Annotated in this window: 30 protein-coding genes and 1 tRNA gene; 17 read left to right on the forward strand and 14 right to left on the reverse strand. The window is 59.6% G+C overall.

Annotated features, from left to right (window positions below):
* Window positions 1-48 precede the first annotated feature (48 nt).
* Complete coding sequence (locus tag H7H48_RS14445; RefSeq protein ID WP_229449749.1) at window positions 49-843, reverse strand: response regulator; 795 nt, start codon at window positions 841-843, stop codon at window positions 49-51.
* A 202-nt stretch (window positions 844-1,045) separates the two neighbouring features.
* Here H7H48_RS14445 and H7H48_RS14450 point away from each other — a divergent pair, with 202 nt between their 5' ends.
* Together H7H48_RS14450 and H7H48_RS14455 are read left to right on the forward strand one after the other, a co-directional pair.
* Window positions 1,046-1,249: a NepR family anti-sigma factor gene (locus H7H48_RS14450; protein ID WP_229449750.1), complete on the forward strand. Its 204-nt coding sequence runs from the start codon at window positions 1,046-1,048 to the stop codon at window positions 1,247-1,249.
* A gap of 5 nt (window positions 1,250-1,254) precedes the next feature.
* Window positions 1,255-1,806, forward strand: coding sequence for a sigma-70 family RNA polymerase sigma factor (locus tag H7H48_RS14455; RefSeq protein ID WP_229450089.1), 552 nt, complete (start codon window positions 1,255-1,257; stop codon window positions 1,804-1,806).
* Here the strand turns inward: H7H48_RS14455 and H7H48_RS14460 are convergent.
* Entirely contained in the window at window positions 1,803-2,201 is a 399-nt protein-coding gene (locus H7H48_RS14460; RefSeq protein WP_229449751.1) for a response regulator, read from the reverse strand. The two genes, H7H48_RS14455 and H7H48_RS14460, sit on opposite strands and share 4 nt — an antisense overlap.
* A gap of 140 nt (window positions 2,202-2,341) precedes the next feature.
* On the opposite strand from H7H48_RS14460, the gene H7H48_RS14465 reads away from it, so the two are divergent.
* Entirely contained in the window at window positions 2,342-3,091 is a 750-nt protein-coding gene (locus H7H48_RS14465) for a Crp/Fnr family transcriptional regulator (protein ID WP_229449752.1), read from the forward strand.
* On the opposite strand, the gene H7H48_RS14470 is transcribed toward H7H48_RS14465, so the two are convergent.
* Window positions 3,021-4,214 carry an AI-2E family transporter gene (locus H7H48_RS14470; RefSeq protein ID WP_229449753.1) on the reverse strand — a complete coding sequence of 398 codons (1,194 nt, stop codon included), beginning with the start codon at window positions 4,212-4,214 and terminating at the stop codon, window positions 3,021-3,023. The genes H7H48_RS14465 and H7H48_RS14470 overlap by 71 nt on opposite strands.
* 152 nt (window positions 4,215-4,366) lie before the next feature.
* Between H7H48_RS14470 and H7H48_RS14475 the strand changes: the two genes are divergently transcribed.
* The 4 genes from H7H48_RS14475 (at window position 4,367) to H7H48_RS14490 (ending at window position 5,995) form a co-directional block, all read left to right on the forward strand.
* Window positions 4,367-4,705 carry a YqjD family protein gene (locus tag H7H48_RS14475; protein WP_229449754.1) on the forward strand — a complete coding sequence of 113 codons (339 nt, stop codon included), beginning with the start codon at window positions 4,367-4,369 and terminating at the stop codon, window positions 4,703-4,705.
* Window positions 4,706-4,729: 24 nt separating this feature from the next.
* The gene (locus tag H7H48_RS14480; RefSeq protein ID WP_229449755.1) at window positions 4,730-5,155 is read left to right on the forward strand and encodes a hypothetical protein; all 426 of its coding nucleotides are present in this window, start codon (window positions 4,730-4,732) and stop codon (window positions 5,153-5,155) included.
* An 89-nt stretch (window positions 5,156-5,244) separates the two neighbouring features.
* Window positions 5,245-5,439 (forward strand): T-box-containing protein, encoded by a 195-nt coding sequence (locus H7H48_RS14485; RefSeq protein ID WP_229449756.1) that lies wholly within the window; start codon window positions 5,245-5,247, stop codon window positions 5,437-5,439.
* A 46-nt stretch (window positions 5,440-5,485) separates the two neighbouring features.
* On the forward strand, window positions 5,486-5,995 hold the full coding sequence (locus H7H48_RS14490) for a Dps family protein (RefSeq protein WP_229449757.1): 510 nt from the start codon (window positions 5,486-5,488) through the stop codon (window positions 5,993-5,995).
* A 54-nt stretch (window positions 5,996-6,049) separates the two neighbouring features.
* Here the strand turns inward: H7H48_RS14490 and H7H48_RS14495 are convergent, their stop codons facing one another.
* Window positions 6,050-6,967 (reverse strand): diacylglycerol kinase family protein, encoded by a 918-nt coding sequence (locus tag H7H48_RS14495; RefSeq protein WP_229449758.1) that lies wholly within the window; start codon window positions 6,965-6,967, stop codon window positions 6,050-6,052.
* A 213-nt stretch (window positions 6,968-7,180) separates the two neighbouring features.
* On the opposite strand from H7H48_RS14495, the gene H7H48_RS14500 reads away from it, so the two are divergent.
* The 4 genes from H7H48_RS14500 (at window position 7,181) to H7H48_RS14515 (ending at window position 10,237) form a co-directional block, all read left to right on the forward strand.
* A complete protein-coding gene (locus H7H48_RS14500) occupies window positions 7,181-8,212 on the forward strand; it encodes a PRC-barrel domain-containing protein (RefSeq protein WP_229449759.1) in 1,032 nt (343 codons plus the stop codon).
* 172 nt (window positions 8,213-8,384) lie between these two features.
* On the forward strand, window positions 8,385-9,317 hold the full coding sequence (locus H7H48_RS14505) for a ring-cleaving dioxygenase (RefSeq protein WP_229449760.1): 933 nt from the start codon (window positions 8,385-8,387) through the stop codon (window positions 9,315-9,317).
* A 3-nt stretch (window positions 9,318-9,320) separates the two neighbouring features.
* Window positions 9,321-9,947, forward strand: coding sequence for an alpha/beta hydrolase (locus H7H48_RS14510; RefSeq protein ID WP_229449761.1), 627 nt, complete (start codon window positions 9,321-9,323; stop codon window positions 9,945-9,947).
* Window positions 9,944-10,237 (forward strand): GNAT family N-acetyltransferase, encoded by a 294-nt coding sequence (locus H7H48_RS14515; protein ID WP_229449762.1) that lies wholly within the window; start codon window positions 9,944-9,946, stop codon window positions 10,235-10,237. Before H7H48_RS14510 ends, H7H48_RS14515 begins: the two co-directional genes overlap by 4 nt.
* 124 nt (window positions 10,238-10,361) lie before the next feature.
* Here the strand turns inward: H7H48_RS14515 and H7H48_RS14520 are convergent, their stop codons facing one another.
* The 5 genes from H7H48_RS14520 to ectA all read right to left on the reverse strand — a co-directional run bounded on the left by H7H48_RS14520 (window position 10,362) and on the right by ectA (window position 15,227).
* Complete coding sequence (locus tag H7H48_RS14520) at window positions 10,362-11,846, reverse strand: aspartate kinase (RefSeq protein WP_229449763.1); 1,485 nt, start codon at window positions 11,844-11,846, stop codon at window positions 10,362-10,364.
* A gap of 21 nt (window positions 11,847-11,867) precedes the next feature.
* Window positions 11,868-12,803, reverse strand: coding sequence for an ectoine hydroxylase (gene thpD, locus H7H48_RS14525; RefSeq protein ID WP_229449764.1), 936 nt, complete (start codon window positions 12,801-12,803; stop codon window positions 11,868-11,870).
* Between the two features lie 87 nt (window positions 12,804-12,890).
* Window positions 12,891-13,283 (reverse strand): ectoine synthase, encoded by a 393-nt coding sequence (locus tag H7H48_RS14530; RefSeq protein ID WP_007010253.1) that lies wholly within the window; start codon window positions 13,281-13,283, stop codon window positions 12,891-12,893.
* A 5-nt stretch (window positions 13,284-13,288) separates the two neighbouring features.
* A complete protein-coding gene (gene ectB / locus H7H48_RS14535) occupies window positions 13,289-14,578 on the reverse strand; it encodes a diaminobutyrate--2-oxoglutarate transaminase (RefSeq protein ID WP_229449765.1) in 1,290 nt (429 codons plus the stop codon).
* 46 nt (window positions 14,579-14,624) lie between these two features.
* Window positions 14,625-15,227 carry a diaminobutyrate acetyltransferase gene (gene ectA, locus H7H48_RS14540; RefSeq protein WP_229449766.1) on the reverse strand — a complete coding sequence of 201 codons (603 nt, stop codon included), beginning with the start codon at window positions 15,225-15,227 and terminating at the stop codon, window positions 14,625-14,627.
* A gap of 220 nt (window positions 15,228-15,447) precedes the next feature.
* On the opposite strand from ectA, the gene H7H48_RS14545 reads away from it, so the two are divergent.
* On the forward strand, window positions 15,448-15,924 hold the full coding sequence (locus tag H7H48_RS14545) for a MarR family winged helix-turn-helix transcriptional regulator (RefSeq protein WP_223021846.1): 477 nt from the start codon (window positions 15,448-15,450) through the stop codon (window positions 15,922-15,924).
* An 8-nt stretch (window positions 15,925-15,932) separates the two neighbouring features.
* Here H7H48_RS14545 and H7H48_RS14550 read toward each other — a convergent pair whose 3' ends face one another.
* The 3 genes from H7H48_RS14550 to H7H48_RS14560 form a co-directional block, all read right to left on the reverse strand.
* The gene (locus tag H7H48_RS14550; RefSeq protein ID WP_229449767.1) at window positions 15,933-17,924 is read right to left on the reverse strand and encodes a DUF4139 domain-containing protein; all 1,992 of its coding nucleotides are present in this window, start codon (window positions 17,922-17,924) and stop codon (window positions 15,933-15,935) included.
* Between the two features lie 194 nt (window positions 17,925-18,118).
* Window positions 18,119-18,195: transfer RNA gene (locus H7H48_RS14555), tRNA-Arg, on the reverse strand.
* Window positions 18,196-18,269: 74 nt separating this feature from the next.
* Window positions 18,270-19,433, reverse strand: coding sequence for a M20 aminoacylase family protein (locus tag H7H48_RS14560; RefSeq protein ID WP_229449768.1), 1,164 nt, complete (start codon window positions 19,431-19,433; stop codon window positions 18,270-18,272).
* 399 nt (window positions 19,434-19,832) lie between these two features.
* Between H7H48_RS14560 and H7H48_RS14565 the strand changes: the two genes are divergently transcribed.
* Both H7H48_RS14565 and H7H48_RS14570 read left to right on the forward strand, forming a co-directional pair.
* Window positions 19,833-20,948, forward strand: a complete 1,116-nt coding sequence (locus H7H48_RS14565; protein WP_229449769.1) for a D-alanyl-D-alanine carboxypeptidase family protein — start codon at window positions 19,833-19,835, stop codon at window positions 20,946-20,948.
* 5 nt (window positions 20,949-20,953) lie between these two features.
* On the forward strand, window positions 20,954-22,054 hold the full coding sequence (locus H7H48_RS14570) for a GTP-binding protein (protein ID WP_229449770.1): 1,101 nt from the start codon (window positions 20,954-20,956) through the stop codon (window positions 22,052-22,054).
* Here H7H48_RS14570 and H7H48_RS14575 read toward each other — a convergent pair.
* Both H7H48_RS14575 and H7H48_RS14580 read right to left on the reverse strand, forming a co-directional pair.
* A complete protein-coding gene (locus H7H48_RS14575) occupies window positions 22,051-22,281 on the reverse strand; it encodes a sulfurtransferase TusA family protein (RefSeq protein ID WP_229449771.1) in 231 nt (76 codons plus the stop codon). The genes H7H48_RS14570 and H7H48_RS14575 overlap by 4 nt on opposite strands.
* 2 nt (window positions 22,282-22,283) lie before the next feature.
* The gene (locus tag H7H48_RS14580; RefSeq protein WP_229449772.1) at window positions 22,284-23,561 is read right to left on the reverse strand and encodes a murein L,D-transpeptidase family protein; all 1,278 of its coding nucleotides are present in this window, start codon (window positions 23,559-23,561) and stop codon (window positions 22,284-22,286) included.
* A gap of 447 nt (window positions 23,562-24,008) precedes the next feature.
* Between H7H48_RS14580 and H7H48_RS14585 the strand changes: the two genes are divergently transcribed.
* From H7H48_RS14585 to H7H48_RS14595, 3 genes are read left to right on the forward strand one after another with little or no spacing between them, the layout of a single operon-like run.
* Window positions 24,009-24,752, forward strand: a complete 744-nt coding sequence (locus H7H48_RS14585) for an amino acid ABC transporter substrate-binding protein (protein WP_229449773.1) — start codon at window positions 24,009-24,011, stop codon at window positions 24,750-24,752.
* Window positions 24,753-24,781: 29 nt separating this feature from the next.
* A complete protein-coding gene (locus H7H48_RS14590) occupies window positions 24,782-25,456 on the forward strand; it encodes an amino acid ABC transporter permease (protein ID WP_229449774.1) in 675 nt (224 codons plus the stop codon).
* Window positions 25,453-26,184, forward strand: coding sequence for an amino acid ABC transporter ATP-binding protein (locus H7H48_RS14595; RefSeq protein WP_229449775.1), 732 nt, complete (start codon window positions 25,453-25,455; stop codon window positions 26,182-26,184). The genes H7H48_RS14590 and H7H48_RS14595 overlap by 4 nt, the downstream gene beginning before the upstream one ends.
* Window positions 26,185-26,190: the final 6 nt, after the last annotated feature.

The raw sequence follows: 26,190 nt of genomic DNA on the forward strand, positions 1-26,190 counted from the left end.
AAGGCCGCCCGAAGGCGACCTTTTTCATCAGAAAGGTGTTGCGCTGCCTCAGGCCGCCGCACGAGCCTGGTGATCGAAGAAAAGCGCCTGGCTGATCAGCGCTTTGACCATCTCCGGGCTGAAAGGCTTCGTCACAAGGAAAGTCGGCTCCGGGCGCTCGCCAGTCAGCAAACGCTCCGGGAAGGCTGTGATGAAGATCACAGGGACTGTCGCCCCTTCAAGAATCTCGTTCACCGCATCAAGGCCCGAGCTTCCATCTGCAAGCTGAATGTCTGCCAGCACCATTTTGGGCTGGGTTTTGGCAAACATCTCGACAGCCTGCTTGTGGGTGCGGGCGTTGCCGACGACGCGATGACCGAGGCTTTCGACCATCTCCTCGATATCCATGGCGATCAAGGGCTCATCCTCGATGATGAGGATGTCGGTGGCCACCTGACGGGAGATTTCCTCGCTGGCCTCGTGCAGCATCGCATTGATGCCATTCATGTCGGTTTCCAGAATTTCCGCCGCTTCCTCCGGACGGAAGTTTTCGACAGCCACCAGAAGGAACGCCTGGCGTGGGCGGGGTGCAAGTGACGACAAGTTTCTTGAAGCGCGTTCTTCCCAAGCGGATGTCGGGGCACTTTCGGGGATGCGCACATCGAGCGTTTCAAAGAGCGATGTGAAAAGCCTGAAGAGCGCGATCTTGTCCGTTGACGCTTCGGGGAAAATGCTTGTGTCGGCAATCAGCGCTTCAAGCGCCGCGGCCACCAGGGCGTCACCGCTTGTCTGGGAGCCGGAGACGGCTCTGGAAAAGCGCCGCAGATATGGAAGGTGCGGTGCGATACGCGCTGACAAGGTCATGGATTTCAGGTCTCCCTCATAATGTGGCAATGGGAATAATGCATATTTATGAGGTCAAAACGCCTGTTGTGCGAAAATGTTCCATAAGCAGGGAACGATTTCTGCTCGGTGGCGTTTTGTTTCGTATGGAAGAGTGGTGGCGCGGGCGATATCGATGTGCCCGCTTCATTGGGAGACAAGATTATATGGACGAAGATAGGGCATGAATTACGGCAAACCCAATACCCATAGGGGCCAGGAGAAGCGCGGAAAGGACAGCGATCCTCTCGGTGCAAATTCCGAGATCGGGCGCAAGCTCAGGCAGTATTACGACGATTTGATAACGGAAGACATTCCGGACCGCTTCAGTGATCTTCTCAACCAACTGGAACAGAAGAGCACTGAGCCCGCCGGGAACAAGGATTGATGTCGATGAGTGTATATCCTGGCTTTCGTGATGATCTTCTCGCCACCGTACCGAGTTTGCGTGCGTTTGCAGTCTCGCTTTCGAAGAACGCTGACCGAGCCGATGACTTGGTACAGGAGGCGCTTGTCAAAGCGTGGGACAAGCAGGCGAGCTACCAGCCGGGCACCAACCTGAAGGCATGGCTCTTTACGATTCTGCGTAATGAGTTCTATTCCCAAATGCGAAAGCGCAAGCGGGAGGTGGAAGACAGTGACGGGGCCATCACCGGGCGTCTGTCCGTACATCCAGCTCAGGAAGGCTCTGTCGATCTCAAAGACTTTCGCCGGGCGCTGGAGCAACTGCCAGAAGATCAGCGTGAGGCGATCATCCTGATTGGTGCCTCGGGCTTTTCCTATGAAGAGGCAGCAGAAATCTGCGATTGTGCTGTCGGCACCATAAAGAGCCGGGTCAGCCGAGCGCGTACGCGTCTACAAGAGATTCTGGGCATCACCGGCGAGAACGACTTCGGTCCGGATGCAATTTCCGCCCAGATAACGAATTCTGTCTTCACCGCTTAATCCGAGCGGGAACCATTTTCATTCGAAGAGTCAATCGCCTGCGCCAAAGCTTGGATCAGGTCGCTGTCCTTGTACGGTTTTTCGATAATGGTAATGCCGTTAAAGGGTTCAAAGACCTGATGGTTGGCGGCGTAGCCCGTGGCAAAAATAAAGGGAATTCGCCGGCTTTGTAGCAGGTGGGCGAATTCGTTTGTCCAATTGTCGGAAATTTTGATGTCGAGGATTGCGGTCGAAATTCGCCCGGTCTCGAGAACGTCGGGATTTAGCGCGTTGAATGAGGTTACGGTTACGACGTCCTCTGCGCCATGTTCCTTGCAGAGCTCTTCAATGCTCATGGCAATCAGGGCTTCATCTTCGACCAGAAGTACACGAGCCCCGTCGAGGGTTTTTTTCAAATGGGCATCCTTCCGAAACCAGAGAAATTTTCTCCTGAAATCTCATTAGTTGACTGACTTGTCATTAAAAAAAGACATGGTACCAAATAAGCCGAAGGGATCGGCGGACATGCTTCCGGATCCGCGGATCGAGGCAAGCTGTGACAAAAGAACAAGAACGCGCTCACGCCAGTCTACCGTGTGAAAAATGCCCCTTGAGGAAACGCGAGCTTTTTCGTGATTTTGATGCATGTGAGCTCGAGTTTATCGGTCGCTTCAAAAAAGGTGACCTGGCTGTCAAAAAGGGCGCGACCGTATTGGTCGAGGGCGCACATAACCCGCACCTTTACACCGTTCTTTCCGGATGGGGATTTCGATACAAACTGCTTGAAGATGGCCGCCGGCAAATCGTCAATTACGTAATGCCCGGCGATCTTGTCGGTTTGCAGGGCAGCCTGCTGGGCGAGATGAAGCACTCGGTTGAGGCGCTCTCAAACATGGTTTTGTGCGTGTTTGAAAAAGCCGAGCTTTTTTCCCTCTACCGAGAGTTTCCTGAGCTGGCCTATGATATCACCTGGATCGCCTCGCGTGAGGAATGCATGCTCGACGATAACCTTCTTACGGTTGGTCGTCGTACCGCGTTGGAAAAAGTTGCCTATCTTTTGATGTTCATCCTGGAACGAAGCCGGCAAAGCGGTCTGACCAGGAACGGCACGGTGTCGCTCACGCAGCAGCATGTGGCTGACACGCTCGGCCTCTCTCTTGTCCACACCAACAAAACCATTGCCCGTCTCGCCGAGCGGGGTCTTTTGAAATGGGAGGATGGCGGCTGCCGGATACTCAATCCGGAGGCCTTGGCCGAACTGGCGGACTGGACGGCCGAGAAAGTGGCGAAGCGGCCTTTTCTATAGGCGGTTTTGGGTGGATGGACCGCTTTGATACGTGCGGTTTGGCAGGTGCAGGAGGCTCAATTCCCGGAATGATGTTGCCGGCTATCGCGTAAAGCGTCAGCAACGCGGGGATGGCGATGAAGCCGCCAATCGGGCCCCACATCCAAAGCCAGAACGCAATGGCAAGGAAAACAATGAACGGGTTAAGCGTCATCCGGCGGCCGATCACGGTGGGAGTGACGAACTGCGCCTCGATGGCATTGAGGCCCAAATAGGTAAGAGGCGGAAGAAAACTCGCTGTCAACGTGTCGAAAGTGCCAAGGCCGACAGCCAGAAGAACGCAGGCCATGACGGCGGGGCCGATGTAAATCACGAAATTGAGCAATGTCGCCATTGCTCCCCAGAGCGCGGGGGAGGGAACGCCAAGCAGCCACAATGCGATGCTGACAGCGATGCCCAGTCCAATATTGATGATCGTGATCGACAACAGGTAATCCGAGACCGCGTTTTCAACATCCCGGAAGATGTGCGCGACCCGCCAACGCAAACGACGATTGAAGCAGAGGCGCAATATCGCCGCTCGCGTCTCGTGCCGTGTGGCCACGAAGAAATAAAGGCTCGCAAAGAAAATGAGCAGTTGCGCCAGCAAAGACGGTGCAAGCACCGCCACACTTTCCACCGTGGTGTCTTCCTTTACGGCGACTGTCACGCTGGAGCCGCCGGTAGCGGAGCGGATCTGCTCTTGAAGATCCTTTATCGTGCCAAGAGGCTGTCTCAGGCTCGAGAGCTGCAACTGCAATTCGTTCCAGATCTGGGGTAGACGGTCGGCCCAGGCCGTCAGCGGAGCTGCGATCGCTGTCAGGAAACCGCCCACGAGGCCGATGAAGATCAGCACCACCGCTACAGCCGACACCGCTGGCCAAATGCCCATTCGTTCCAGGCGGGTGGCGATGGGCCCCAGCATCAAGCCAATGAAGATCGCGAGTGACATCGGCGCCAGAAGAAATCGCCCGAAGTGCAACGCCACGATCAGCGCCAGCAGACCCAGAAGCAGAACAGAGCCTTGCGCGCCATAGGTCAGCGCCATCTCGAGAGTCATGATGTGCGAGCGTTTGCGCGTGGTGTTGAGAGACTTGTGATCCATCCGGTTATCCGCCGACGTTTCCAGTGGAAAGCGTGCGGGCGGGCAAATGGTTCCTTGGAGAAGGGAACTTCGTGGGATGTTTCGCGTTGGGCTGTGAGCAAAGCTTGCAAGAAACATGGCCCCGAACATGGCCGAACCATGGGAGACTGTACATGGCAACGACCACCGCGAAATCCGCCCGGTCCCAGAAAGACGATGCCGTAACGACCGGCGATCTGGAAAAGGATATTCAGCAGTTGCGCACCGATATGGCGCAGCTGGTGAGCCATCTCAAAGACATGGGTGGTCAATCCGGCGAGGCGGCGCGAAAGGCCGCTGGAGAGCGCATTGAGCAGTTGCGCGGTCAGGGCGAAGCCGCCTTGAACAGCGTTCGGGACAGCACGCAGGAGCTGGAGCAGGAACTGGCCCGCACGGTGCGTGAGCGTCCGTTCACCTCGCTTGCGCTGGCCGTCGGAGCCGGGTTTCTCATCGCCCTTGCCACCCGCCGCTAGGCCTTCGCCATGATGGCAAGGCTGTTGGCTTCACTCGCCGCCGGAGAGTTTTCGGGTGTGTTCAAGCGCATGAAAGTCGCAACCGGCTTTTATGCGCTGGCTGCGCTGCTTGGCCTTTTCGGTCTCGGCTTTCTGGTGCTGGCCGGGTTCATTGCGGCATCACGGCAATGGGGCGTGATCGAGGCCTCGCTTGGCTTCGGTATTGCTTTCATGGTCATGGCGATCATCGTCCTCGTCGGCCTCAAGGTGTGGAGCCGGATTCAGGCTCGCCGCGCGCGCCGTCGCCGCGTCGCTGATGCAGGCGTGCTTGCCGGCACTGCGGCTCTGACCCTTTTGCCGTCGGTTCTCGCGCGGACGGGACGTCTTGGCGCGGTGGCGCTGCCCGTTCTGGCTGTTCTTGGATATGCGATTTACCGAGAGAATAGCGGTCAGGATCCGGACGACCGTTAACGCAAGGATTTCAGCGCAGCTCCTGCATTTTCATGGAACTCTCCTCTGACCTTGGCATTGATTGAGGCACAGAAACAGGAGCATTGACCATGCCCGAAACCAATCGAAAGACAACGCCGCAGGACGCTCGTCAAGGGCGTCGAGGCTTTCCAGTGCTGATGGTGCTGGTGTGCGGTCTCCTGCTGGCTGCCCTGGTCTGGTGGGGCGTCGAAGTCTACGGCCTGATGCTGGATGATCAGCAGGCTATAGAGCTGCCGGCCGCACAGGATGAACCGACGAGCTGATCTGCCTGATTACCTCGTCAAAACCCTTCAACCAAAGGAGTACCCCATGAGCGATGCTGCTGAAGTTCTCAAACCCAAAACCCATGCCGAGAAGATGGATATCGGCCTGACCGCAGCAGACAGAAAGGAAATTTCTGCCGGGCTTTCGGAGATCCTTGTTGATACCTATAGGCTCCTGATCAAGACACATATCTACCACTGGAACGTGGTGGGGCCGCTTTTCCATTCGATCCATGTGCTGACCGAAGAGCAGTACAACACGCTGTTCGAGGCGACCGACATCATTGCCGAGCGGGTGCGCGCCTTGGGCCATCACGCTCCCATCCTGAGTGGCAAGGGTGTCGACACATCCATTGAGCTTCGCGCCTCCGGCCGCTCGGCGCTGGAGATGGTTCAGGATCTGGTCGAAGACCATGAAGAGGCTGTGCGCAAGATGCGCGAGATCGGTACCAAGGCCGACGAGAAGGGCGACCTTGTCACCGCCGACATGCTGACCGATCGGCTGACCTTCCATGAAAAGGCGCTGTGGATGCTGCGTGCTCTTATCGCGGACTGATAATTTAACCTCCTCCCAAGACTACCCGGCCGGTTCGTTCCGGCCGGTTTTTTGTCAGGAGAGGCTGCTCTCCTGTTTCGGCGCCAGAACGCGCAGCGCCTTCGGATGAAGGACGATCCGTGTTTCTCTCGGCAATGGCCGCAATTCGCCGTCGATGGCGCATTTGAAGCGCTGGGTCCCGGAGCGAACGCGCACCGTCACCTCGTTCGCCTGATGGATCTCCACCTGCTCGTTTTTCCGCCAGCGGCCGATACCCATATTCAGAAAAAAGAGAAGCATTTCGGCGCGGGTCCGCGCGTGGGTTATGTATATGCCCAGTTGGCCGCCGTCAGGGCGGTCGGTGAACGGCAGCCGCTGACCTTCTCCGTAGAGATTGTTGGTTACCGCCAGGTTCGAGGTCGTGGCGAGCATCTTCGTCTCGGGCAGTTCCAGCTCGAGCTCCAGCTTCGGGGGGCGGACCATGGTTGCGATTGCCGCGCGCACTGAGGCGATAATCTTGCCCACTCGGGATCGGAACTCCATGCGTTCGCGCAGGCGGATAAGTTGCGGATGCATACCGATCGACAACTGGTGCACATAAAAAGTGCCATCCGCTTCCGCTATGTCTACACGCCTGATCGAGCCCTGGGCGAGAGCCTGCATGGCCGCCTGCAGGTCTTGCGGAATGCCAAGGCTGCGGGCAAAAAGGTTCATCGTGCCGGCGGGGAGGATGGCAAGCGCCTTTTCGGAATGGGCGAGCAGGCCGGCAGCAAGCGAGATCGTGCCATCACCGCCGCCTGCAAGAAGAACATCCGCGTTCTCATCACTGGCCGCCTCTTCCATCATCGACACGATATTCTTGCCGGAGCAAAGCCTGACCTCGATGGAATGGCCGGCTGTTTCGAAAATATCTCTTATCTCTTCCGCAAGCGCGTCCGTGTCGAGAGTTCGGAGTGTTCCTCCGTTGCGGTTGAGAACGGCCAGAACATGCATCGGGGTTTTCCTAAAGGTTTCTCTGCGGTCCGACTTTAAGGGGAGGCGGAAAGAATGGTTCCCGAAAGAAGACTGTCAGAGTGAGAAGAAAATCGCGGAACAAGAATCGGGGCGGCGCGTTCTAAGGGTGCAAACGGCCACACACCAATCCTCCCTGGCAGGTTCGGTTCGGTGCGTGGCCTGTACAGAAACACTGCACACGGAGAGCTTATCATGTTCCGCAACCTTTTGGCGACCACCGCAATTGCAACTCTTGTGGCGACCGGTGCGGTCGCGCAGACGTCGACCACGACGGGAACTGGCGCACCGGCAGCTGCACCCACCGAGCAGCCCACCGAAATGGTGGTGCGCGCTGACGGCCATCTGGCTACCGATCTCATCGGCAAGACCGTTTACAATGGCACCGGCGAAGAGGCCGAGAACATTGGCGAGGTCAATGATCTTGTTCTGGACGAAGAAGGCGAAGTCAGCGCCATTGTCGTCGGCGTGGGCGGCTTCCTCGGCATTGGTCAGAAGGAAGTTGCACTCGAGTATGATCTGGTCGAGTGGGCTGAGCAGGATGGCGAGCGCTGGCTCGTGGTAGAGACGACAGCCGAGGCGCTGGAGGCTCAGGAAGAGTTCGATCGCTCTGCTTATCGTCCGATGCCGGCTGATGCCGATGTGTCGGAAGCAAAGCCTGCTTCCAAGGATGATCTTGCCAAAGCTCCGGCCAAGGCCGACGATAATGCGGAAGAGACCGCTATGGCACCGGCCACCGATGCGGCAAGTGGCGATGAAGCTGTGAAGACCGATGATATGGCTGCAACGCCTGCTCCAGAGGCTGACGATGCTTCCAAGCCCGTCGATCAGGCCGCCGACACGCAGGATCAGGCGACCGACGATACGATGACCGCTGCAATCGACCGTTCCAGCCTTCAGGAAATGCCGGCGAATGAAATTCGCACCGAGGAACTCACGGGCACCACGGTTTACGGCGCCAATGAGGAGAACATCGGTGAAATCGGCGATGTCATCATCTCGCAGGACGGCAAGGTTGATGCCATCATCGTCGACGTCGGCGGCTTCCTCGGCATTGGTGAAAAAGAGGTCGCCATTGGCATGGACAATCTCGCTTTCATGAGCGACGGCAATGGTTCGCTCTACCTCTACACCGAGTTCACCGAGGAAGAGCTGGAACAGCAGCCGGCTTATGACGAGGCGAGCTATGGTGAGCGTCGCGACGAAATGCGGATGCAGGTTCAGTAATCTGCGCGTATCGCATTAGAACGAAGAGCCCCGTGCCAAGCGCGGGGCTCTTTGTTCATGGAGCGTTGACAATCCGTTTGATCGTTACAGCTTTCATCGACGCGCATTTGTCGCCATCTTGGCGTGAGAGGTCGTCGCAAACATGCGATGGCCAAGTGTGAAAGGAATTGCCATGCTGACCCAGATAGAAGGCATTCACCACATCACTTCCATGGCCCGCGATGCGCTGGCGACGGACCGGTTCACCACCGATACGCTCGGCCTGCGCCGTGTGAAGAAAACCGTCAATTTCGATGCACCAGATGTCTATCATCTCTACTACGCCAATGGCTCCGGGCAGCCGGGGACAGTGATGACCTACTTTCCGTTTCCCAACATCGTTGCCGGGAAACGAGGAGCAGGGGAGGTGGGAACCACCGTTTATTCCGTTCCGAAAGGCAGTCTCGACTACTGGGCGAAACACCTGGAAGCGCAGGGCGTGACCGGGCTTTCGCGCGAGAGCCGTTTCGGCGAAGATCGCCTGCTTTTTGCGGGCGTGAACGGTGATGGCTTTGCCCTGAACGAGGTGGAAGGCGATGCGCGTGAACCGTGGAATGGTGCGAAGGTCGACGATGATGCGGCAATTCGCGGCTTTCACTCCGCGTCGCTGGTCCTGCGCGACCGTGGGGGCACGGAAGCGCTTCTTTCGTTCATGGGTTACACACCGCTCGGCGAAGAGAATGGTGTGCTGCGCATGGTCAGGAAGGATGGCAACGGTGCCAACGTGATCGACCTCGAAACCCGGCCCGATGCACCCGTGGCGCGGCAGGGTGCGGGCTCGGTTCATCACATCGCCTTTGCCGTGGCCAATGATGAAGCGCAAATTGCCGTGCGCGAGGAACTGGTGGCACAGGGCTTTCAGATCACGCCGGTCATCGACCGGGATTACTTTCATTCGATCTATTTCCGCGCGCCAGGCGGCGTGTTGTTCGAGATCGCCACCAACGAGCCGGGCTTTGCCAGTGACGAAGACATGGCCCATCTGGGCGAGGCTTTGAAACTGCCCAAACAGCACACGCATCTGCGCGAGCGGCTCGAAGCGTCACTTCCCAAGATCGGGAACTGAGCCATGACGACCGACCACTACGTCCATCACCTGGCCTCCGCGGGGCCGGGAAAACCGCTCCTGTTCCTCTTCCATGGAACAGGTGGCGACGAGCGTCAGCTCCTGCAGCTGGGTGCGGAGCTGGCGCCCGGAGCCGGCATTGTCTCCCCGCGTGGCGATGTAAGCGAACAGGGCGCGGCGCGCTTCTTCCGGCGCACCGGCGAGGGGGTCTACGACATGGACGATCTGGCGCGGGCGAGCGACAGGATGCGTGAATTCATCGCCGCCCATGTGCAGCGGGAAAAGCCCAGCGCGGTGCTCGGTCTGGGCTACTCCAACGGAGCGAACATTCTCGCTTCCGTGACCTTTGCCGCGCCGCAGCTTTTCGATGCTGCCGTGCTGATGCATCCGCTCATTCCCTTTGCGCCCCGCTGGGGCGAGGGGACGGCAACAACGCGGTTTTTGCTCACGGCAGGTCGGACGGATCCAATCTGCCCGGCTCATCTCACGACACGGCTTGGGGATTATCTCACCGAAGCCGGTGCAGAGACCGAGATCGAATGGCATGAGGGCGGGCATGAAATACGCCCGAACGAAACCGTGGCGGCGGGGCGTTTTCTGCATTCGTTTCTGAAAGGAGTGGAGCAATGAGTGTGAGCGAATCCATCATCGTCGAGGACAATGACAGCAAGGGCCGTTATCTCTATCGCGCCGAAGGCCACGAGGCCGAGATGACCTACTCCAAGATCGGAACGAGCCAGATTATCATCGATCACACCGGTGTGCCGGACGCCTTTCGCGGGCAGGGAGTCGGTCTCGCACTTGTCACGCGCGCCGTGGAAGACGCACGCGCCAATGGCATCAAGATCAGGCCGCTGTGCCCGTTTGCCAACGCTCAGTTTCGGCGCCATCCGGAATGGGCCGACGTTCTGGCGCGCTAGAGCAATTCCTGGAAAAGTGGGAACCGGTTTTCCGTCCGGAATTGCGAAAAACAATAAGTTAGAGCGCTTTCGCGATTCAACGAAAAGCGGAAGTGCTCTAGGGTCACGTTGAAGGAAACGGCGTTCAGGCCGCTTCCTTCAACGTTTCCTCCCCCTCCTCGATGAAGGCCCGGTGCAGTGCCTTGACGGCTTTTTCCAGGTCTTCACTGCGGACAAGAAACTGCACATCGACACCGCGGCCGGTCTCCTGCGAGGCAAGCGGCTCCACGCCGGAAGCGTCGAGCGCTTTCAGCCCTTCCAGCATGACGCCGAGCCCGGTGAGATCGCGCCCGATCACAGACACCATGCCTGCGCGACGCGCCGTGATGCGCGCGGCGGGATAGCGTTCTGCCAGATCGCGTTCCACGCGGCGCACGGATTTGAGCGTCGCCTCCAGATGGTGGACGATGGAATTCGCGTTCGAGCTTTTCGAGACGATGCGCACGCGGTGGCGGGTCAGCGATTCCAGGATCGCAGCGTCATATCCCTTTACGCCCACCATGTCCTGCTCGAAGAGTTCGAGCGAGGTGACCGGCAGGCCGGTGACCATTTCCACGCCTGCCCCATCGGCCGGCTCGGCATCGATGAGCGTGCCGGGATCTTCCGGCTCGAAAGCATTGGCAACACGCAGCGGCACACCCGCCTGACGCAGTTTCTTTGCCGCCTTCGGGTGGATCGCCTCCATGCCCATATTGGAGAGCTGGTCGGCGACATCGTAATTGGTGCGGCCGATCTTGCGCACATTCTCCGGTCCCACAAGGCGCGGATCGGCGCTCGAAAGGTGGAATTCCTTGTGAATGATCGCTTCGCGCGCGCCGGTCAGTGCCGCGATGGTGGCGAAGGTCACTTCGGAATAGCCGCGGTCGAATTCGCGCATCAGGCCTTCGCGGCATTGCGAGTAGCCGGTGACGATGGGCAGCTCGCGTGAGAGGTTGATCTCGGCAAACGCCTGTTCGATGCGTTCGTTGAGGCTCGGCTGCGTTTCATCGCGCCAGCCGGTTAGGTCGATAAAGCGTGCATTCACGCCCGAGCGACGCAGAAGCAGGGCCAGATTGTTGGCCGAATGCGCTTCACCCAGCGCCGAGAGGAGCTCGCGGATCGTCTGCATGTGCTCGCCGAGCTGGAAATGCCCGTAGGAGCAAAGACGCTGCAGGTCGATCAGGCAGCCGCGCGCACCCTCGATGCGCTCGCGCACAAAGTCGTCGGCGGCGTGCCGGTCGGCGGCCTCGTCAAACATCTCTTCATTGATCGCGTGCATGGCGCGGCTCACAGCGCTCAGCGCCTCCATCCACCCATGTTCGTTGTCGGCATGGGCAAACAATGCATAGACACCGGGTTCGCCTGACTTCTTGTGTTCCAGCAGCTTGTCCGTGATGCCGCCGAACGCGGAAACGACGAAGACGCGGTTGTAGAGTGCATCGCCCTTGCGTTTGCCGATCAGGATCGTGTCGAGCAGCTCGCGCGCACGGCTCATCGACGTGCCGCCGATCTTCTCGACTGTGTGGATGCCTCGTTGTTGCTGGTTGGTGCGGCCCTTTTCGGCCGCACCGCTTTCTTGTCGGTCAATCATGATGTCCAGTTCGGTTGTGGCTTATGCCAGTTTCCCGGTCTTGATTTCGACGGGGGTGGGTTCGCCGCGCTCGGCGAGAAAATCGGGGCGAGCCTTTTTCGCGCCATAGGGTTCTTCAAGCCGGTTCGATACGGCGTTGAACACGAAGAAGGCGTTGGAGCGCGGAAACGGCGTGATATTGCCGTTGGAGCCGTGCATCGTGTTGCAGTCGAACAGCACCAGCGTGCCGGCCTTGCCGGTGGCGGCGGTGATGCCGTGCTCGCTCGCGAGTTTGGTCAGCGCCTCGTGGGAGGGAACACCCACTTCCTGTTTTTTGAGCGAGGATTTGTGGTTGTCGTCGGGCGTTTCGCCGGCACAGGCGATGAACTGTTTGTGCGAACCCGGCATCAGCATGAGCGGGCCGTTCATTGCGTCATTATCGGTCAGAAGCAGCGAGGCGGAGACAGCGCGCATGCGCGGCATGCCATCCTCGGCGTGCCAGGTTTCGAAATCCGAGTGCCAGTAGAATTCCTTGCCGGTGAAACCGGGCTTGTAGTTCAGCCGCGACTGGTGGATGTAGACCTCGTCGCCGAGAAGGAAACGGGCGATGCCGGCAACGCGGCGGTCGCTGGCCAGACGATTGAAGAGGGAGCTCTGCTCGGGCAGCTTGAAGATGGTGCGAACCTCGTCCGAGCCGGGCTCGGTGATCACGCTGCCATCCATCAGATCGCGCTCGCCATTGCGCATGGCGGCGGATTCCGCCTTCAGCGCCTCGACCTCTTCGGCCGTGAAAATGTCTTTGAGGATCAGGAAGCCGTCACGGTCAAACTGGTCGGCCTGCTGTGCTGTCAGGGGCGCATCGGGGCGCCACTGGCTCCAAACGGTTCGATCCTGGCGGGGCAGCCAACGTTCTTCGGGCAGCCTGCTGGGATAGGGATCCTGACTTCTTCGGTCACGTTCCTTCGACATCGCTGTCATGGTCGTTCTCCTTTTCTTTCAGGGTTTTCGCCGTCGGATGCATGAGCCTGGCACCCCGATGTTGAAGGGTGCCAGGCTTCGGGAAGGTTATGCATCCTCCAGCGCATAAGAGCCGTCGGCCTGGTGCACTTCCTTGCCGGAAACCGGCGGGTTGAAGGTGCAGGCCATGATCATCGGCTTTTCTGCGTCGGCGCGCAGAATGTGCTTGTCGTGCTTGTCGAGCGCATACATGACGCCCGGCTTGATCTTGTGAACCTCGCCGGTGGCGCAGTCCTCGATGGAGCCCGTGCCGTCGACGCAATAGACGCATTCAAGATGGTTCTTGTAATGCATGTGCAGTTCGGCGCCGGCGTGGATGGTGGTGATGTGGAAGGAAAAGCCCATCTCATCCGACTTCAGGAGAAGACGCACACTGTCCCACCCTTCCGAATGGACGTGACGTTCGGTGTTCTTCGCTTCGTTCAGGTCGCGCACGATCATGTTCGTTACTCCGCTGCGATTTTTGTGTTCTGGGTTGTTTCGGCAACGGCAGACTGAAGGATGTCCAGTCCGCGCGCAAAGGTGTCCTGCTCGATGTTGAGCGGGCAGAGGATTTTCACCACCTCGTCATGCGCGCCGGAGGTCTCAATGATCAGCCCGTCGCGGAAGCAGCGCTTGCAGATGTCGCTTGCCAGCTCGCCGGAGCCCACATCCACGCCCATCATCATGCCGCGGCCCTTCACGCGGGCCTCGGGCAGAAGAGCGGCGATCTCGTTGAGGCGCTTTTCCAAATAGGCACTGCGCTCGGCGATCGTGGCGCGGAACGTGTCATCCGCCCAGAATTTCTCAAGCGCCACCCGCGCGGTGACGAAGGCATGGTTGTTGCCGCGGAAGGTGCCGTTGTGCTCGGCCGGGCCGAACACGTCGTATTTCGGTTTCACCAGAACCGTGGCGAACGGAAGGCCATAGCCCGACAGCGATTTCGCCATGGTGATGATATCCGGCGAGATGCCCATCTCCTCGAAGGAGAAGAAATTGCCGGTGCGGCCGCAGCCTGCCTGAATGTCATCAATGATGAGCAGCGCGCCATGGGCGCGGGCAATCTCGCTCACCCGGCGCACCCATTCGCGCGATGCGGCATTAAGCCCGCCTTCGCCCTGCACGGTTTCGAGCAGGATTGCAGCCGGCTTTTCAACGCCGCTGGAGGGCTCCGAAAGCATGCGGTTCAGAAGATCGGCCGTGTCGATGTCGCCGCCCATCGCGCCGTCATAGGGGATGCGCGTTACATGGTTGAGCGGCACGCCGGCGCCGCCGCGATGGTAGCCATTGCCCGTGGCTGCCAGCGCGCCGAGCGTGACGCCGTGGAAGCCGTTGGTGAAGGACACGACATTCTGGCGTCCCGTCACCTTGCGCGCGATCTTGAGTGCCGCCTCGATGGCGTTGGCGCCCGTCGGGCCGGTGAACAGGACACGGTGATCCATGTCGCGCGGGCGCAGGATCAGGCGCTCGAAGGTTTTCAGGAATTCGGCCTTCGCGTCCGTGTGCATGTCGAGCCCGTGCGTGACGCCATCGCGCTCGATATGCTCGATCAGCGCGGCCTTCATGTCCGGGTCGTTGTGACCATAGTTCAGGCTCGAGCAGCCGGCCAGAAAGTCGATGTAATCGCGACCTTCAGCATCTGTCAGGGTCGAGCCGCTGGCTTTTGTGAACACGGTCGAGAAGCTGCGGCAATAGCTGCGCGCTTCCGATTCGCGTCGCGTGAAAATCTGTTTGTCGTCCGTCGTAACGGTCGTCATCTTTTTTCCTTCGGATTGTTCGGTCGTGCGAATTGGGACGCCGCCATCAGGCGGCATCGTCGCTCCGGGCCTCGTCTGCTTTGCGCAGGGACATCCAGTTTCCGCTGACATCGTCGGATGCACCTTCGGCGAACTGGATTGTCACCATATGTTCGGTGGCGTGCTTGCCATCGAAATGCGCATCCTTGCGGAAGTAAGGCTCGTGGCTCAGTTCACCACCGCGCTTGCGGGCGAGCGAGGAAAACAGACCCCAGCTTGCCTTGTTGTCGGAGGTGATGGTGGTCTTGAGCGCCTGCACGTTTTCGCAGGCTTCCCGGTCGAGCAGTGCGGCAAGCAGCTTCTTGCCGACGCCCATGCCCTGGACACTCTTATCCACGGCAACCTGCCAGACGAACAATGTGTCGTCTTCATCGGGCAGAAGATAGGCCGAAACCCAGCCCACCAGCGCTCCATCGCTGGTTCTTTCGGCGGCGATGCATGTGTCGCCGAAATGGTCGCACTGCAACAGATTGCAGTAGAGCGAATTCTCGTCGAGCGGCTCGCAGGACCGGATGAGCCGCCACACATCCGCGCCATCTTCCTTGCGCGGGGGGCGATAGACAATCTCGGGCGATCGCTTGCGTACAAGCTTGATATCAGTGGTGGCCATTGGTCTCCTCATAGCGCGCCGAATATTATGACTATCGAAGGATATTTCAACCGCTGGAAGCCGATTTGGTTCCACACCAAGCGCAAGCCCATGAAATGAATGGGTTTCCGAGGAAAATTTTATTCGCTAATCAAAATATATTTTCTCTGCTATCCATAGATATGCGGAGAGCGGCGGCCGAATATTGCCCTTTTCGGCCAACGAGTTTGGGGATGGCGGCATGGAAGATCGTACCGAAACGAGCCTGATCGCGTTGCGGCGTATTTTGCGTGCAACGGAGCTGAACGCGCGCACGCTTGCCCGGGCGACCGGGCTGACGACACCACAGCTCATCGTGCTTGAAATCGTCGCTGCAGCGGGCCGGGCGACGCCCAAGGATATCTCCGGCAAGGCCGGTGTCGGGCAGGCGACCGCAACGTCGCTGGTCGACAAGCTGGAGGCGCGTGGACTTGTCACCCGCACGCGCAGTGAGCGCGACAAGCGCGTGGTGTGGGTGGCGCCGACAGAAGAGGGGCGGGCTCTTCTGAAAGCCGCGCCCGATCCGCTGCAGAAGACCTTTTCAGAGCAGTTTCAGGCTCTGCCGGACTGGGAACAGGGCATGATTGTTGCAGCCCTTGAGCGTGTTGGCGCGATGCTCAATGCCGGCGCGCTCGATGCCGCGCCGCTGCTGGATGTCGGCGCGGTCGATCGCAAGTAAATGCGCTTTCAGAGCCTGCTGATGAAAGCCCGGACCTCGCCATTCAGGCGATCCCGCTCCCCTTCGGCCTCCGTTCTTTCCTGATTGAGCGCGGCAATCCGGTTTTCCTGTTCTTCGAGCATGCGCATGTAGCGCTCGGCCAGAGCGCTCTCGCGGGGAACGGAGCTCAGATTGTCGCGAATGCGGGCCTGGTCGCCGGCGGTTCTTTCCAGCGCCTGCTGGACATTCGCCGCGGTGCGCTCTGCCGAGGCGGCATCGCGCTTGAGAACGGCAAGGTCCTTCAGTTTTTTTCCGGTGTCGCTGTCAGTGGCTGAGCCGGCCCATACATAAAGCGCATCTGCGCTTGCGTCGCTAAGAGCGAAGCTTTCCATGCGGCTGCGTTCCATCACGGTCCTTACGGTGGATGATCCGCCAGCTTCCACGGCGGCGCGAAGGCGATAGTGGGTGGGGGTTGCGCTATCGAGCGCGGCCGCTTCCATCTGCCATCCATCGCGCCGCGGGTGCTCGATCAGCACTGTACGCTTCGCGTCTGAAGCCCCCTTGATCCTGTAGGTGGTGGTGATCCGTGAAACCGTCGTTGCGCGCAGAACGCCATCGCTGATCGCTACCTTGCCGACAATTTCCTGAGGTGTCGTTTCCGTCGTGATCTCGACCTTGCGGTCGCTGGCGAAGCTTGCCATCCGGCTCTCTCCGGCCGGAATGCCCAGAAGCTGCGCATCGCCCACATACCCACTCGCGCGATCGTAGACTGTCACGATGCCCGGCGGCAGGCTGGCTTCGGTGCCGTTCTTGAGGAAAACCGCGGCGACGGGATGAATGCCGCCACTCTCCGGTTGGAAGACCGAAACCCGCTCAGCTTCGATCTCGGCGTCCACGAAAGGCAGGGAAAGGCTTTGCCCTGCGGCAAGGTGGACGGGATTCGGCAAATGGTAGGTGGCGCTTGTGCGACCCTCTTGCGCCTCAATCGGGTTGGTGGGGGGCGAGGGCTCCTGCATCACCATATCGGCCATCGGTGCGGGGGCTGCTGCGCCGTTGAAAGCACGCATATGGCGGGGGGCGGACTCCATCCGAGCCATCTCCATGCCAGCTGCATCGTCCGGTCGTGGCGGCGCGGCGTTGCCGACGGCAACGGGGATGTCCGGGCGTTCGCTCCAATAGCGCTGGTGCAGTTTCTGGGCGAGTGTTACCGGGGCGCCGGATGACAGTGTCAGACCGACGCCTTTCCAGTCTTCTCCGGTTGCGTTTTCAATCACCGCCCATGCCTGGAGGCGCGCTGTGTCTTCTCCGTTCGAAATGAGCCGGTAGGCTGCTTTCCAAACCGGAGCGGGTACCACATAGGAAATTGCTATATCGCGCTCACCTGTTCCCGAGAGTGTGATCGCGACAGAGCGGATAGCATCCGTTCGCCCACGTCCGCTTACCTTCGCTGCTTCGCGCAACCGTTCCTTCAGGGCCTCGTCGAGTATGTCCAGCTTGGTATCCGTACCGAGCTTCAAAAGCTCCAGCGTTCCGTCCGCGGTCATCACGGAGAGCACCCGTTCCACGCGCGGCGTTGTATCACTGCCTGTTTGCTCCGTGCTGACGCCGAGGATCATGCCTTCGACGGTGCGCCCGCCGGACGTGGCGCGCACGGAGATGCCCTGAAGCGCAGCAGCCAGCGCCGGCACGGAACCCAGGTCACCGGGGCCGAGAGGAAGGCGGCGAAAGGTCTCTTCGACCGGGGAAAGTCCATCCAGTGTGACGGCATCGATGGTGCCTGCGGGATCTCTCACCACCAGGCTCTTTAAAAAGTCGTCCACCTGATCGAGGGGGATGTCGATGCGCAATGTGCCTTCGCCCTCGATACGGGCGGAACGTCTTATCTCGGCCAAACCGCCAGAAGAAAGCGTGATCGCCCTGATCCGACCGCTGTCCACGATGTCGGCAAAGGCCGATGGAGTAGCCTGCGCAAAGGCAAAGCAGGCGCCGAACAGGGCGGCGCGAGCAAACGTTTGGTTCACATTCCGGGATGGTTTCGCTGACACATCGTCTCTCCACGCTGCCTGGGGAAATCCAGGGTAAAAGCTCGACCCCTATCCCGTTACCAGTGCATCTGGATCGGATCGTGGCGTGATTTGGAAAAGTGCATGTCGCCGATCGTCTGAGCGGCGGTTCTCGCAAAAGCTCGTCCGCCTTGATTGGACCCTCGAAAAAATGGCGATCCCGACAGGATTCGAACCTGTGACCCTCAGATTAGGAATCTGATGCTCTATCCTGCTGAGCTACGGGACCGCTGAGCCCTCTCATAACGCGATGAGGCCGGTTCGCCAAGATGAAATGGGCTTTGTGCCGAGAGCGTCACGGCGTCAGCCTGGCAGGGCGGTTTCTGCCAGCCGCACCCAATAGCTCACCCCATGCGGGATGGCATCATCGTTGAAATCATATTCCGTGTTGTGGAGTGCAGCGCTGTCGCCATTGCCGATGAAGATCAGAGCTCCGGGGCGTGCTTCAAGCATGTAGGAAAAATCCTCTCCGCCCATTGTCGGGGTGATGTCGTTGTCCACATTCGCTGCGCCGGCAATCTCACCAGCCACGGCGCTCGCAAAGGCCGTTTCCTCGGCGTGGTTGAACGTCACCGGGTAATTGGAATCATAATCCACCTCCACGGTGGCGCCGTGGGCCGCCGCCACGCCTGCACATATGGCGCGCATCCGGCTTTCGGCATCAACATTCACTTCTTTTTTGAGCGTGCGGACGGTGCCGGCCAGTTCCACCTTGTCCGGAATCACGTTGAAGGCATCACCGGCATGGAATTTGGTGACCGAAACCACCACAGAATCAAGCGGATGGACATTGCGCGAAGCAATGCTCTGCAGTGCTGTGACGATCTGGCTGGCGGCAAGGATGGGGTCGACGACCATATGCGGCATGGCCGCGTGGCCACCGCGTCCCTTCACGGTGATCACGAATTCCGCCGTGGCGGCCATGATAGGCCCCGGCCGGATAGCGAATTGGCCGATCGGCAAACCCGGCAGATTGTGCATTCCGAAGACGCGCTCAATGGCGAAGCGTTCCATCATGCCGTCCTTCACCATCTCGCTGCCGCCGCCGCCACCTTCTTCGGCCGGCTGGAAAATCACCGCGACACGGCCCTTGAAATTGCGTGTTTCACAAAGGTATTTGGCGGCGCCCAGCAGCATCGCGGTATGCCCGTCATGGCCGCATGCGTGCATCTTACCCGGGGATGTGGAAGCCCAGGGCTTGCCCGTCATCTCCGTCATCGGCAAGGCGTCCATATCAGCGCGCAGCCCGATGGTCGGGCCGCTCCCGAGCCCGCCCTGGATAATACCGACGACGCCCGTCTTGCCGAGGCCTGTTACCACCTCGTCACATCCGAACTCCCGCAGTTTCTCCGTTACAAAACCGGCGGTGCGATGCACATCAAAGAGAAGCTCGGGGTTGCGGTGAATATCACGCCGCCATTCAGTGATTTCTGCCTGCAACTCCGCAGAGCGATTCAAAATCGGCATGTTTTGCTCTTCCCTTCAAATTTTTGCCGGTATTCGGGCCTCTCTGTGGAGCGGGTCTTGCAGCAGTGCCGGAGGGGCCGCGTGCATCCCGCAGTCATCAGTCTGAAGCTGGGAAACAGGTAAGATGTGATTGCGGGCGATTGCAAGCTGATCCGCTTGGGCCAGTTCGGGCTCTTGTGCGCCTCGTCGGTTTCTCCCGTGAGATTCAAGCGCCGGCCCAACGGTTTTTTGCTATAAGTATCGGGTTGGCGTTAAATGGGCCCGGTTTCATCAGCAGGAAACGAACAGGGCTTAAGCTTGGTCGTTGACTGTGCGCTTTGGCGCTTGGGGTCACGATCGGAATACGGGTCAACAAAGGTGCCTGACATTTCAGGCGGACATGAAATTCGGATAATGCGCATGAGTTTCGCAAGATTTGCCGCGCCCGTTGTGGCCGGGGCAGTGATGGGGATGGTTGCGGCGGCTCTGCCGGCGTCGGCAGGGCCGACGATCGTTCTCGATGTCAACAGCGGCAGGGTCCTCTCCCATGAAGACGCTTTCCAACGCTGGTACCCGGCATCGCTGACCAAGTTGATGACGGCCTATGTGGCTTTTGAGGCCGTGCGGGATGGCGAGTTGCAACTCGATTCGCCTGTGACGATCTCCAAGCGCGCAACGCGGGAACCGCCGAGCAAGATGGGCTATCCGGCCGGATCGGTGCTGACTCTCGATAACGCGATCAAGCTGATCATGGTCAAATCGGCCAATGACGTGGCGACGGCCATTGCCGAAAATGTTGGTGGTTCGGTTGGCGCGTTTGCAGAACGCATGAATGCGGCAGCGCGCAAGCTGGGCATGTCCGGCACGCATTACGTCAATCCGCATGGCCTTTTCTCGACCGAGCAATACACAACAGCGCGGGATCTGGCGCTTCTCGTTCGAGCCATTCGCACCGAATTTCCGCAGTATGCGCACTATTTTTCACTGGAGGCCATACGCACCGGCGACAAGGTCTTGCCGAACTATAACTGGCTGATCGGCCGTTTTCCGGGGGCCGATGGCATGAAGACGGGTTATGTGTGCTCGTCCGGCTTCAACCTGGCGGCTACCGCCACACGCAATGGGCGCACGCTTGCGACAATCGTGCTGGGAGCGCCATCCCAGGTGGAGCGTGGCGAGGAAGCGGCTCGTCTGCTTGCGGAAGGGTTCAAGATCCAGGGGGCTGTTTCCCCTTCCATTGCTTCCTTCGCACCTTATGGCGAGGGGCGTGACGTGGCGGTCGACATGCGCCCCGAGGTCTGTTCCGAGGCAGCGGTCAAGGCGCGTTTCGAACGGGGTGACGATGACAACCTGCTGGTGGAGCGTTCGCCTTATCTGACAGCGATGGATCACGAGCCGCGTGCCGTGGCAATCAGCCTCGGCGGCGCAACCGGTCCTGCGCCATCTGTGCCGCGCTATGCCGATGTACCGATCCCGACGCCGCGGCCGGACTACCCGTTCAAAAGTGCCACCGCCGAGACTGCGCAAGGCGGCTGAGACCCATGGCCAATACCATTGCATTGACGCTTGTCACGGGCTTTCTCGGTGCCGGCAAGACCACCTTGATCAATCGGCTCTTGCGCGATCCCGCTCTTTCGGACACTGCCGTTATCATCAACGAGTTCGGTGCTGTGGGCATTGATCATCTGTTGGTGGAAGAGGCTTCCGACGGGATTGTGGAGTTGTCGGATGGTTGTCTCTGCTGCACTGTCCGCGGTGCGCTGGTGGACACCCTCGTCGGGCTCGATGAACGGCTGACGAAGGATCGTGCAGCCGGTCTCAAACGCGTGGTGATCGAAACAACAGGTCTTGCAGACCCAGTGCCGGTCTTGCAGGCGCTTGCCGCGCACCCGGCGCTCGTTGCCCGTTTCAGACTTGATGGTGTGGTTACCCTGGTGGATTGCATGCACGGGCGCGAGACGCTCGAGGCCCACGAGGAGGCACGGCATCAAGTGGCCGTGGCCGACAGGCTCCTGTTGACCAAGACCGATCTGGTTGATGCGGATGCTCTCCGTGGTCTGAAAGCGTATCTGGCGGAGCTAGCGCCAGGCCTCGAACCTTTCTCCGTCGATGAGATGGATGCAGCGGCGCTTATCGATTGCAGCGCGCTCGAAATCGGTTCACGCGCTGCTCCGGTCCTGCGTGAGGCTTCACCCTATCACGACCACCACCATGACCATGACCACGATCACGATCACGATCATGAGCATGAGCACGGGCATGGGCATAGCGCGGCCTTCGAAACGATCCTGCTGACGCATGACCGTCCCATCAGCGGGCCGGCGCTCGAGAATTTTCTCGACCTGCTGCGCAGTCAGTGCGGGGCGCAGATTCTGCGGCTGAAGGGCATTGTGGAGCTTCGTGGGCAACCCGAGCGTCCGCTCGTTGTGCAAGGGGTGCGCCAGATCCTGCACGCGCCGCGATATTTGGCGGGATGGCCTGACGAGAGACGCGGCGTACGGCTGGTCATCATCGGAACCGGCCTCGATGAAGCCTATGTGAAAGGCCTGTTCGCAGCCTTTATGGGTGAGGCGGCGATCGATACGCCCGACAGAGCCGCCCTTGAGGACAATCCGCTCGCCATAGCCGGGTTTCGTCCTTAGCCGCGTTCCACCAGAAAGCGATGACCGGCAGGGGTCGCTTCGGTCTCGACGAGCAGATGCCCATGCTCGTTGCAGAATGCCGGGATGTCTATGACCGCCAGCGGGTCTGTGGTTTCCAGCCAAAGCCGGTCTCCTCTCGGCATGCCTGCAAGGCGCTTGCGCGCTTTCAGAACAGGCAAGGGGCAGTTGAGCCCCTTGAGATCGTATGTCTGCGGTGCGGCTGTCACGATCAGCGGCTGAAGATGTTCTGAATCCGGCGACGCAGCGAAGTACCCTGACCGCCGGTGGCCGCCGGAGCCGGGACGGATGCGGTGCGTTCCACGCTTGTGTCTGGCCGCGGTGTCGGGTTCGGCACTGCATCCTCCGCGACCGCTTCCGTTGCGGCGGAAGTGGTGTTGTCTACAGCTTCTTGCTGTTCAGGCTGCGGTGCGGCGGCTTCCAGCGCGGTTTGAAGGCGTGAGGCAGGTTCTGCCGTATAAGCAGAGGCCGTCGCAGCTACAGCGGGTGTGGCTTCCGGTTGAGGCGCCTCGGCGACAGCAGTAGGCGAGGGAAGGTTCGGCGGCAGGCGCGAAACCTTCTCGCCCCGGGCGCGGCGCTTGCTCCAGTCAGCCACGAGGCGCGCTTCCTCATGCCCTGCTATGGTCTCGGAGCGCTTCGCCGTCGACTGCGTTTTGAGAGCCTTGTTGAACGCGATGTCGTAAAGCGCCTGATGTTGACGATACGCCGTGAGCAACGATTCAGGCTGGCTCATTGGCGGACACGCGGCCGTCGGGGAAAAGCTCTGTCCGTCCACGGGTTCGCTGTTAAAGACGTAGCGCTTGCCACACACATCGACCTTTGGCGGGATCTTGGTCAGCTCGAAATGATCGTAGCCTTCCTTGAGCATTTTCCAGAAATCGTAGTTCGGGTCGTTTCGGTAGCGGGCCATGTTTTCCGCCGTCATGCGGAAGGGGAATGCCTGCACCTGGAATTCACGCTGCCCACCGTTGAAGGAATCGCGGGCAAACGCGTAAATTTCCGAGATCTGCTCGTCGGTCATCGAGTAGCACCCGGCGGATGAGCAGGCGCCATGGACCATGAGATGTTTGCCTGTGCGGCCATTTGCCTGGTCGTAGGCGTTGGGAAAACCGATGTTGAAGGCGAGGTAATAGCTCGACTTCGGGTTCATCTGGCCGGGGCGGACGGTATAGAAACCTTCCGGCGCCTGGCGGTCGCCCTCGGTGAATTTCGGCCCGAGTTGGCCCGACCATTTGCAGATATCGTAGCTGGCGATGATGTCGTAGCGGCCATTGGTCTTGGCTTTCCAGACCTCGAGCTTTCCTTCTTCCTTGAAGATGCGCATCATGACGGGAGAGGTTTTGCTCATCCCCTTGGCCTTCATCGTCTGTACGATGCGCGCCGGTAACTGACGCTCGGCCTTCGGCGCGATGTCTTCAAGTGTTTCGTTGCATGCAGCCAGCGCGAGCGCTGTCGACAGCAAGAAGGCATATTTGATCAGGCGTGTCATGGAATGTTGTCGCGTCCCGCCTATTTGGCCCCCATGCGGAGATTTTAGAATGCCACTCCGCTTATAGAAAATGAACCCTTATGCTTTCGAAAAGATTACCCGGCTCGTTAGGCATTGCAGCCATGCCGTGACCTTTTCGTGGCATTTTGTCGGGCTTTGTGGCCTTTTCGCGGCTTCTAGGCGAGGAATGGTCGACGCGCAAGGGGAGTTTCCTGCTCCTGGAACCGTTCCTGGGGCAGAAAATCGCCATTGAGATGGCGCCCGCATGGCCAATGCATGCTCATAAATCCCGTTCATTTAGTATGTGATACTATTATTTTTGCCGGTGGTATAAAAAACTGGCTTTTTGAGTTGCGGATATCGTCTGCGTATAGAATTTTTTTCTACATTGCCTATTTGTGCCGCACCAAGCAACACGCAGGCGCAGGGGCGCCGCTGGAGATTACAATGCGCAAACTGGCACTAGCAGCAGCAATTTTTGCCGCCACCGTTTCGGCATCCAACGCAGAAACCATCCGTGTGGGCATGTCGGGTGGCTATTTCCCGTTCACTTTCGTCAAACAGGACAAGCTTCAGGGCTTCGAGGTGGATTTCATCGATGCCGTGGTCAAGGAGACGGGTGACGAGGTGGAATACGTCACGATGAGCTTTTCCGGCCTTGTCGGCGCGCTCGAGTCCGGCCGTATCGACACCATCGCCAACCAGATCACCATCACGCCCGAGCGCGAGGCGAAATTCGCCTTCTCGCAGCCCTATGTGATCGATGGTGCGCAGGTGGTCGTGAAGAAGGGCAATGAGGGTGAGATCACCGGACCTGAAAGCCTCAAGGGCCGCTCGGTCGCGGTTAATCTCGGCTCCAATTTCGAGCAGCTCCTGCGCGAACTGCCTTATGCCGACGAGATCGACATCAAGACCTATGAGAGCAATCTCGAGCAGGATACGGCGCTCGGCCGTGTCGACGCTTTCGTCATGGACCGCGTCAGCGCCAGCCAGGTGATCAAGGAAACGCCGCTGCCGCTGGCGCTCGCCGGCCAGCCCTTTTCCGAGATCCGCAACGCGCTCCCGTTCCGCAACGATGATGAAGGCAAGGCGCTGCGCGACCGCGTGGACGCAGCCATCACCACGCTGAAGGAAAACGGCACGCTGACCGAAATTTCGCAGAAATGGTTCGGCACCGACATTACCCAGTAAGCACGCAACACCAATGAGAGCCGGGGACGATGAGACCGCTTGATCTCGACTATATGCTGGGGCTCGTCCCCGTGCTTCTCAAATATGTGCCGCTGACGCTCGCCATGGCGTCGGTGGCCATGGTTCTTGCGCTGATGCTTGCGTCATTGATGGCCATCGTCCGCGTCATGCGCGTCCCTCTTCTCGATGGGCTCACACAGGTTTTCATCAGCTTCTTTCGCGGCACACCGCTGCTGGTGCAGCTCTTCCTGTTCTATTACGGCCTGCCGCAGGTGTTTTCATTCCTGACAGCCATCAATGGCGTCACCGCGGCCATCATGGGGATCACCCTGCATTTTGCGGCCTATATGGCCGAAAGCATTCGCGCCGCGATCCTCGGGGTTGACCGTTCACAATGGGAAGCGGCGCGCTCCGTCGGCATGACGACAGCGCAGATGATGCGTCGCATCATCCTGCCGCAGGCTGCCCGTATCGCTGCTCCCACGCTCGTCAACTACTTCGTCGACATCATCAAGAGCACCTCGCTTGCCTTCACGCTGGGCGTGACGGAGCTGATGGGCGCTGCCCAGAAGGAAGCCGCCGGCAGCTTTCTCTATTTCGAGGCCTTCATTTTGGTGGCGATCATCTATTGGGTGATTGTCGAGGCGCTTACGGTGGTCCAGCGCCAACTTGAGGCTCGGCTCGGAAAGGCGGTGGCGCGATGATTTCTGTCCGGGGACTCACCAAACGCTTTGGCGACAACACCGTGCTCGACGGCATCGATCTGGACATCCGGTCGGGCGAGCGGGTGGCGATCATCGGACCCTCCGGTACCGGCAAGTCCACTTTGTTGCGCTCGCTCAACTTTCTCGAAAAGCCCGATGAGGGGATGATCACCATTGGCCCGGTAACGGTGGATGCACGCCGGGTCAGGGCCGCAGAAGAACTCGCGCTCAGACGACAAACCTCCTTCGTATTCCAGAATTACGCGCTCTTTGCCAACATGACCGCGCGCGACAACATCGCCGAGGGATTGATCACCGTCCGGGGCTGGGAGAAGGCCAGGGCGCACGCCCGCGCCGAGGAGATTCTCGCAACCATCGGTCTCGCCGACAAGGCACAAAGCTACCCCGCGGCACTTTCCGGTGGTCAGCAACAGCGTGTCGGCATAGGCCGCGCCATGGCAGCAGAGGCCGAGATCATGTTGATCGACGAGCCAACCTCGGCGCTCGATCCTGAATGGGTGGACGAGGTGCTGCAATTGCTGAAGCGGGTGGCCGATGCGCGCCAGACGATGCTGATCGTCACGCACGAAATGCAGTTCGCCCGCGACATAGCCGATCGCATCCTGTTCATGGATGGCGGGAAGATCGTCGAACAGGGACCTCCCGAAACGATGTTCACCGATCCGAAGGACCCGCGCACCCGCGCATTTCTGCGCAAGGTACTTTGATCTGCC

It is taken from the genome of Nitratireductor sp. B36 (genome assembly GCF_020833685.1).
In the GTDB taxonomy this organism is placed as follows: Bacteria; Pseudomonadota; Alphaproteobacteria; order Rhizobiales; family Rhizobiaceae; genus Nitratireductor.

Bases quoted from the DNA above. Each gene is read 5' to 3' on its own strand.
- H7H48_RS14515 (WP_229449762.1), top strand. From the start codon at position 9,944: ATGAGTGTGAGCGAATCCATCATCGTCGAGGACAATGACAGCAAGGGC.
- ectB (WP_229449765.1), bottom strand. From the start codon at position 14,578: ATGACGACCGTTACGACGGACGACAAACAGATTTTCACGCGACGCGAA.
- H7H48_RS14475 (WP_229449754.1), top strand. From the start codon at position 4,367: ATGGCAACGACCACCGCGAAATCCGCCCGGTCCCAGAAAGACGATGCC.
- ectA (WP_229449766.1), bottom strand. From the start codon at position 15,227: ATGGCCACCACTGATATCAAGCTTGTACGCAAGCGATCGCCCGAGATT.
- H7H48_RS14455 (WP_229450089.1), top strand. From the start codon at position 1,255: ATGAGTGTATATCCTGGCTTTCGTGATGATCTTCTCGCCACCGTACCG.
- H7H48_RS14580 (WP_229449772.1), bottom strand. From the start codon at position 23,561: ATGACACGCCTGATCAAATATGCCTTCTTGCTGTCGACAGCGCTCGCG.
- H7H48_RS14500 (WP_229449759.1), top strand. From the start codon at position 7,181: ATGTTCCGCAACCTTTTGGCGACCACCGCAATTGCAACTCTTGTGGCG.
- H7H48_RS14520 (WP_229449763.1), bottom strand. From the start codon at position 11,846: ATGATTGACCGACAAGAAAGCGGTGCGGCCGAAAAGGGCCGCACCAAC.
- H7H48_RS14470 (WP_229449753.1), bottom strand. From the start codon at position 4,214: ATGGATCACAAGTCTCTCAACACCACGCGCAAACGCTCGCACATCATG.
- H7H48_RS14595 (WP_229449775.1), top strand. From the start codon at position 25,453: ATGATTTCTGTCCGGGGACTCACCAAACGCTTTGGCGACAACACCGTG.
- H7H48_RS14545 (WP_223021846.1), top strand. From the start codon at position 15,448: ATGGAAGATCGTACCGAAACGAGCCTGATCGCGTTGCGGCGTATTTTG.
- H7H48_RS14570 (WP_229449770.1), top strand. From the start codon at position 20,954: ATGGCCAATACCATTGCATTGACGCTTGTCACGGGCTTTCTCGGTGCC.
- H7H48_RS14485 (WP_229449756.1), top strand. From the start codon at position 5,245: ATGCCCGAAACCAATCGAAAGACAACGCCGCAGGACGCTCGTCAAGGG.
- H7H48_RS14450 (WP_229449750.1), top strand. From the start codon at position 1,046: ATGAATTACGGCAAACCCAATACCCATAGGGGCCAGGAGAAGCGCGGA.
- H7H48_RS14585 (WP_229449773.1), top strand. From the start codon at position 24,009: ATGCGCAAACTGGCACTAGCAGCAGCAATTTTTGCCGCCACCGTTTCG.
- H7H48_RS14495 (WP_229449758.1), bottom strand. From the start codon at position 6,967: ATGCATGTTCTGGCCGTTCTCAACCGCAACGGAGGAACACTCCGAACT.
- H7H48_RS14530 (WP_007010253.1), bottom strand. From the start codon at position 13,283: ATGATCGTGCGCGACCTGAACGAAGCGAAGAACACCGAACGTCACGTC.
- H7H48_RS14510 (WP_229449761.1), top strand. From the start codon at position 9,321: ATGACGACCGACCACTACGTCCATCACCTGGCCTCCGCGGGGCCGGGA.
- H7H48_RS14445 (WP_229449749.1), bottom strand. From the start codon at position 843: ATGACCTTGTCAGCGCGTATCGCACCGCACCTTCCATATCTGCGGCGC.
- H7H48_RS14490 (WP_229449757.1), top strand. From the start codon at position 5,486: ATGAGCGATGCTGCTGAAGTTCTCAAACCCAAAACCCATGCCGAGAAG.
- thpD (WP_229449764.1), bottom strand. From the start codon at position 12,803: ATGACAGCGATGTCGAAGGAACGTGACCGAAGAAGTCAGGATCCCTAT.
- H7H48_RS14560 (WP_229449768.1), bottom strand. From the start codon at position 19,433: ATGCCGATTTTGAATCGCTCTGCGGAGTTGCAGGCAGAAATCACTGAA.
- H7H48_RS14590 (WP_229449774.1), top strand. From the start codon at position 24,782: ATGAGACCGCTTGATCTCGACTATATGCTGGGGCTCGTCCCCGTGCTT.
- H7H48_RS14505 (WP_229449760.1), top strand. From the start codon at position 8,385: ATGCTGACCCAGATAGAAGGCATTCACCACATCACTTCCATGGCCCGC.
- H7H48_RS14565 (WP_229449769.1), top strand. From the start codon at position 19,833: ATGAGTTTCGCAAGATTTGCCGCGCCCGTTGTGGCCGGGGCAGTGATG.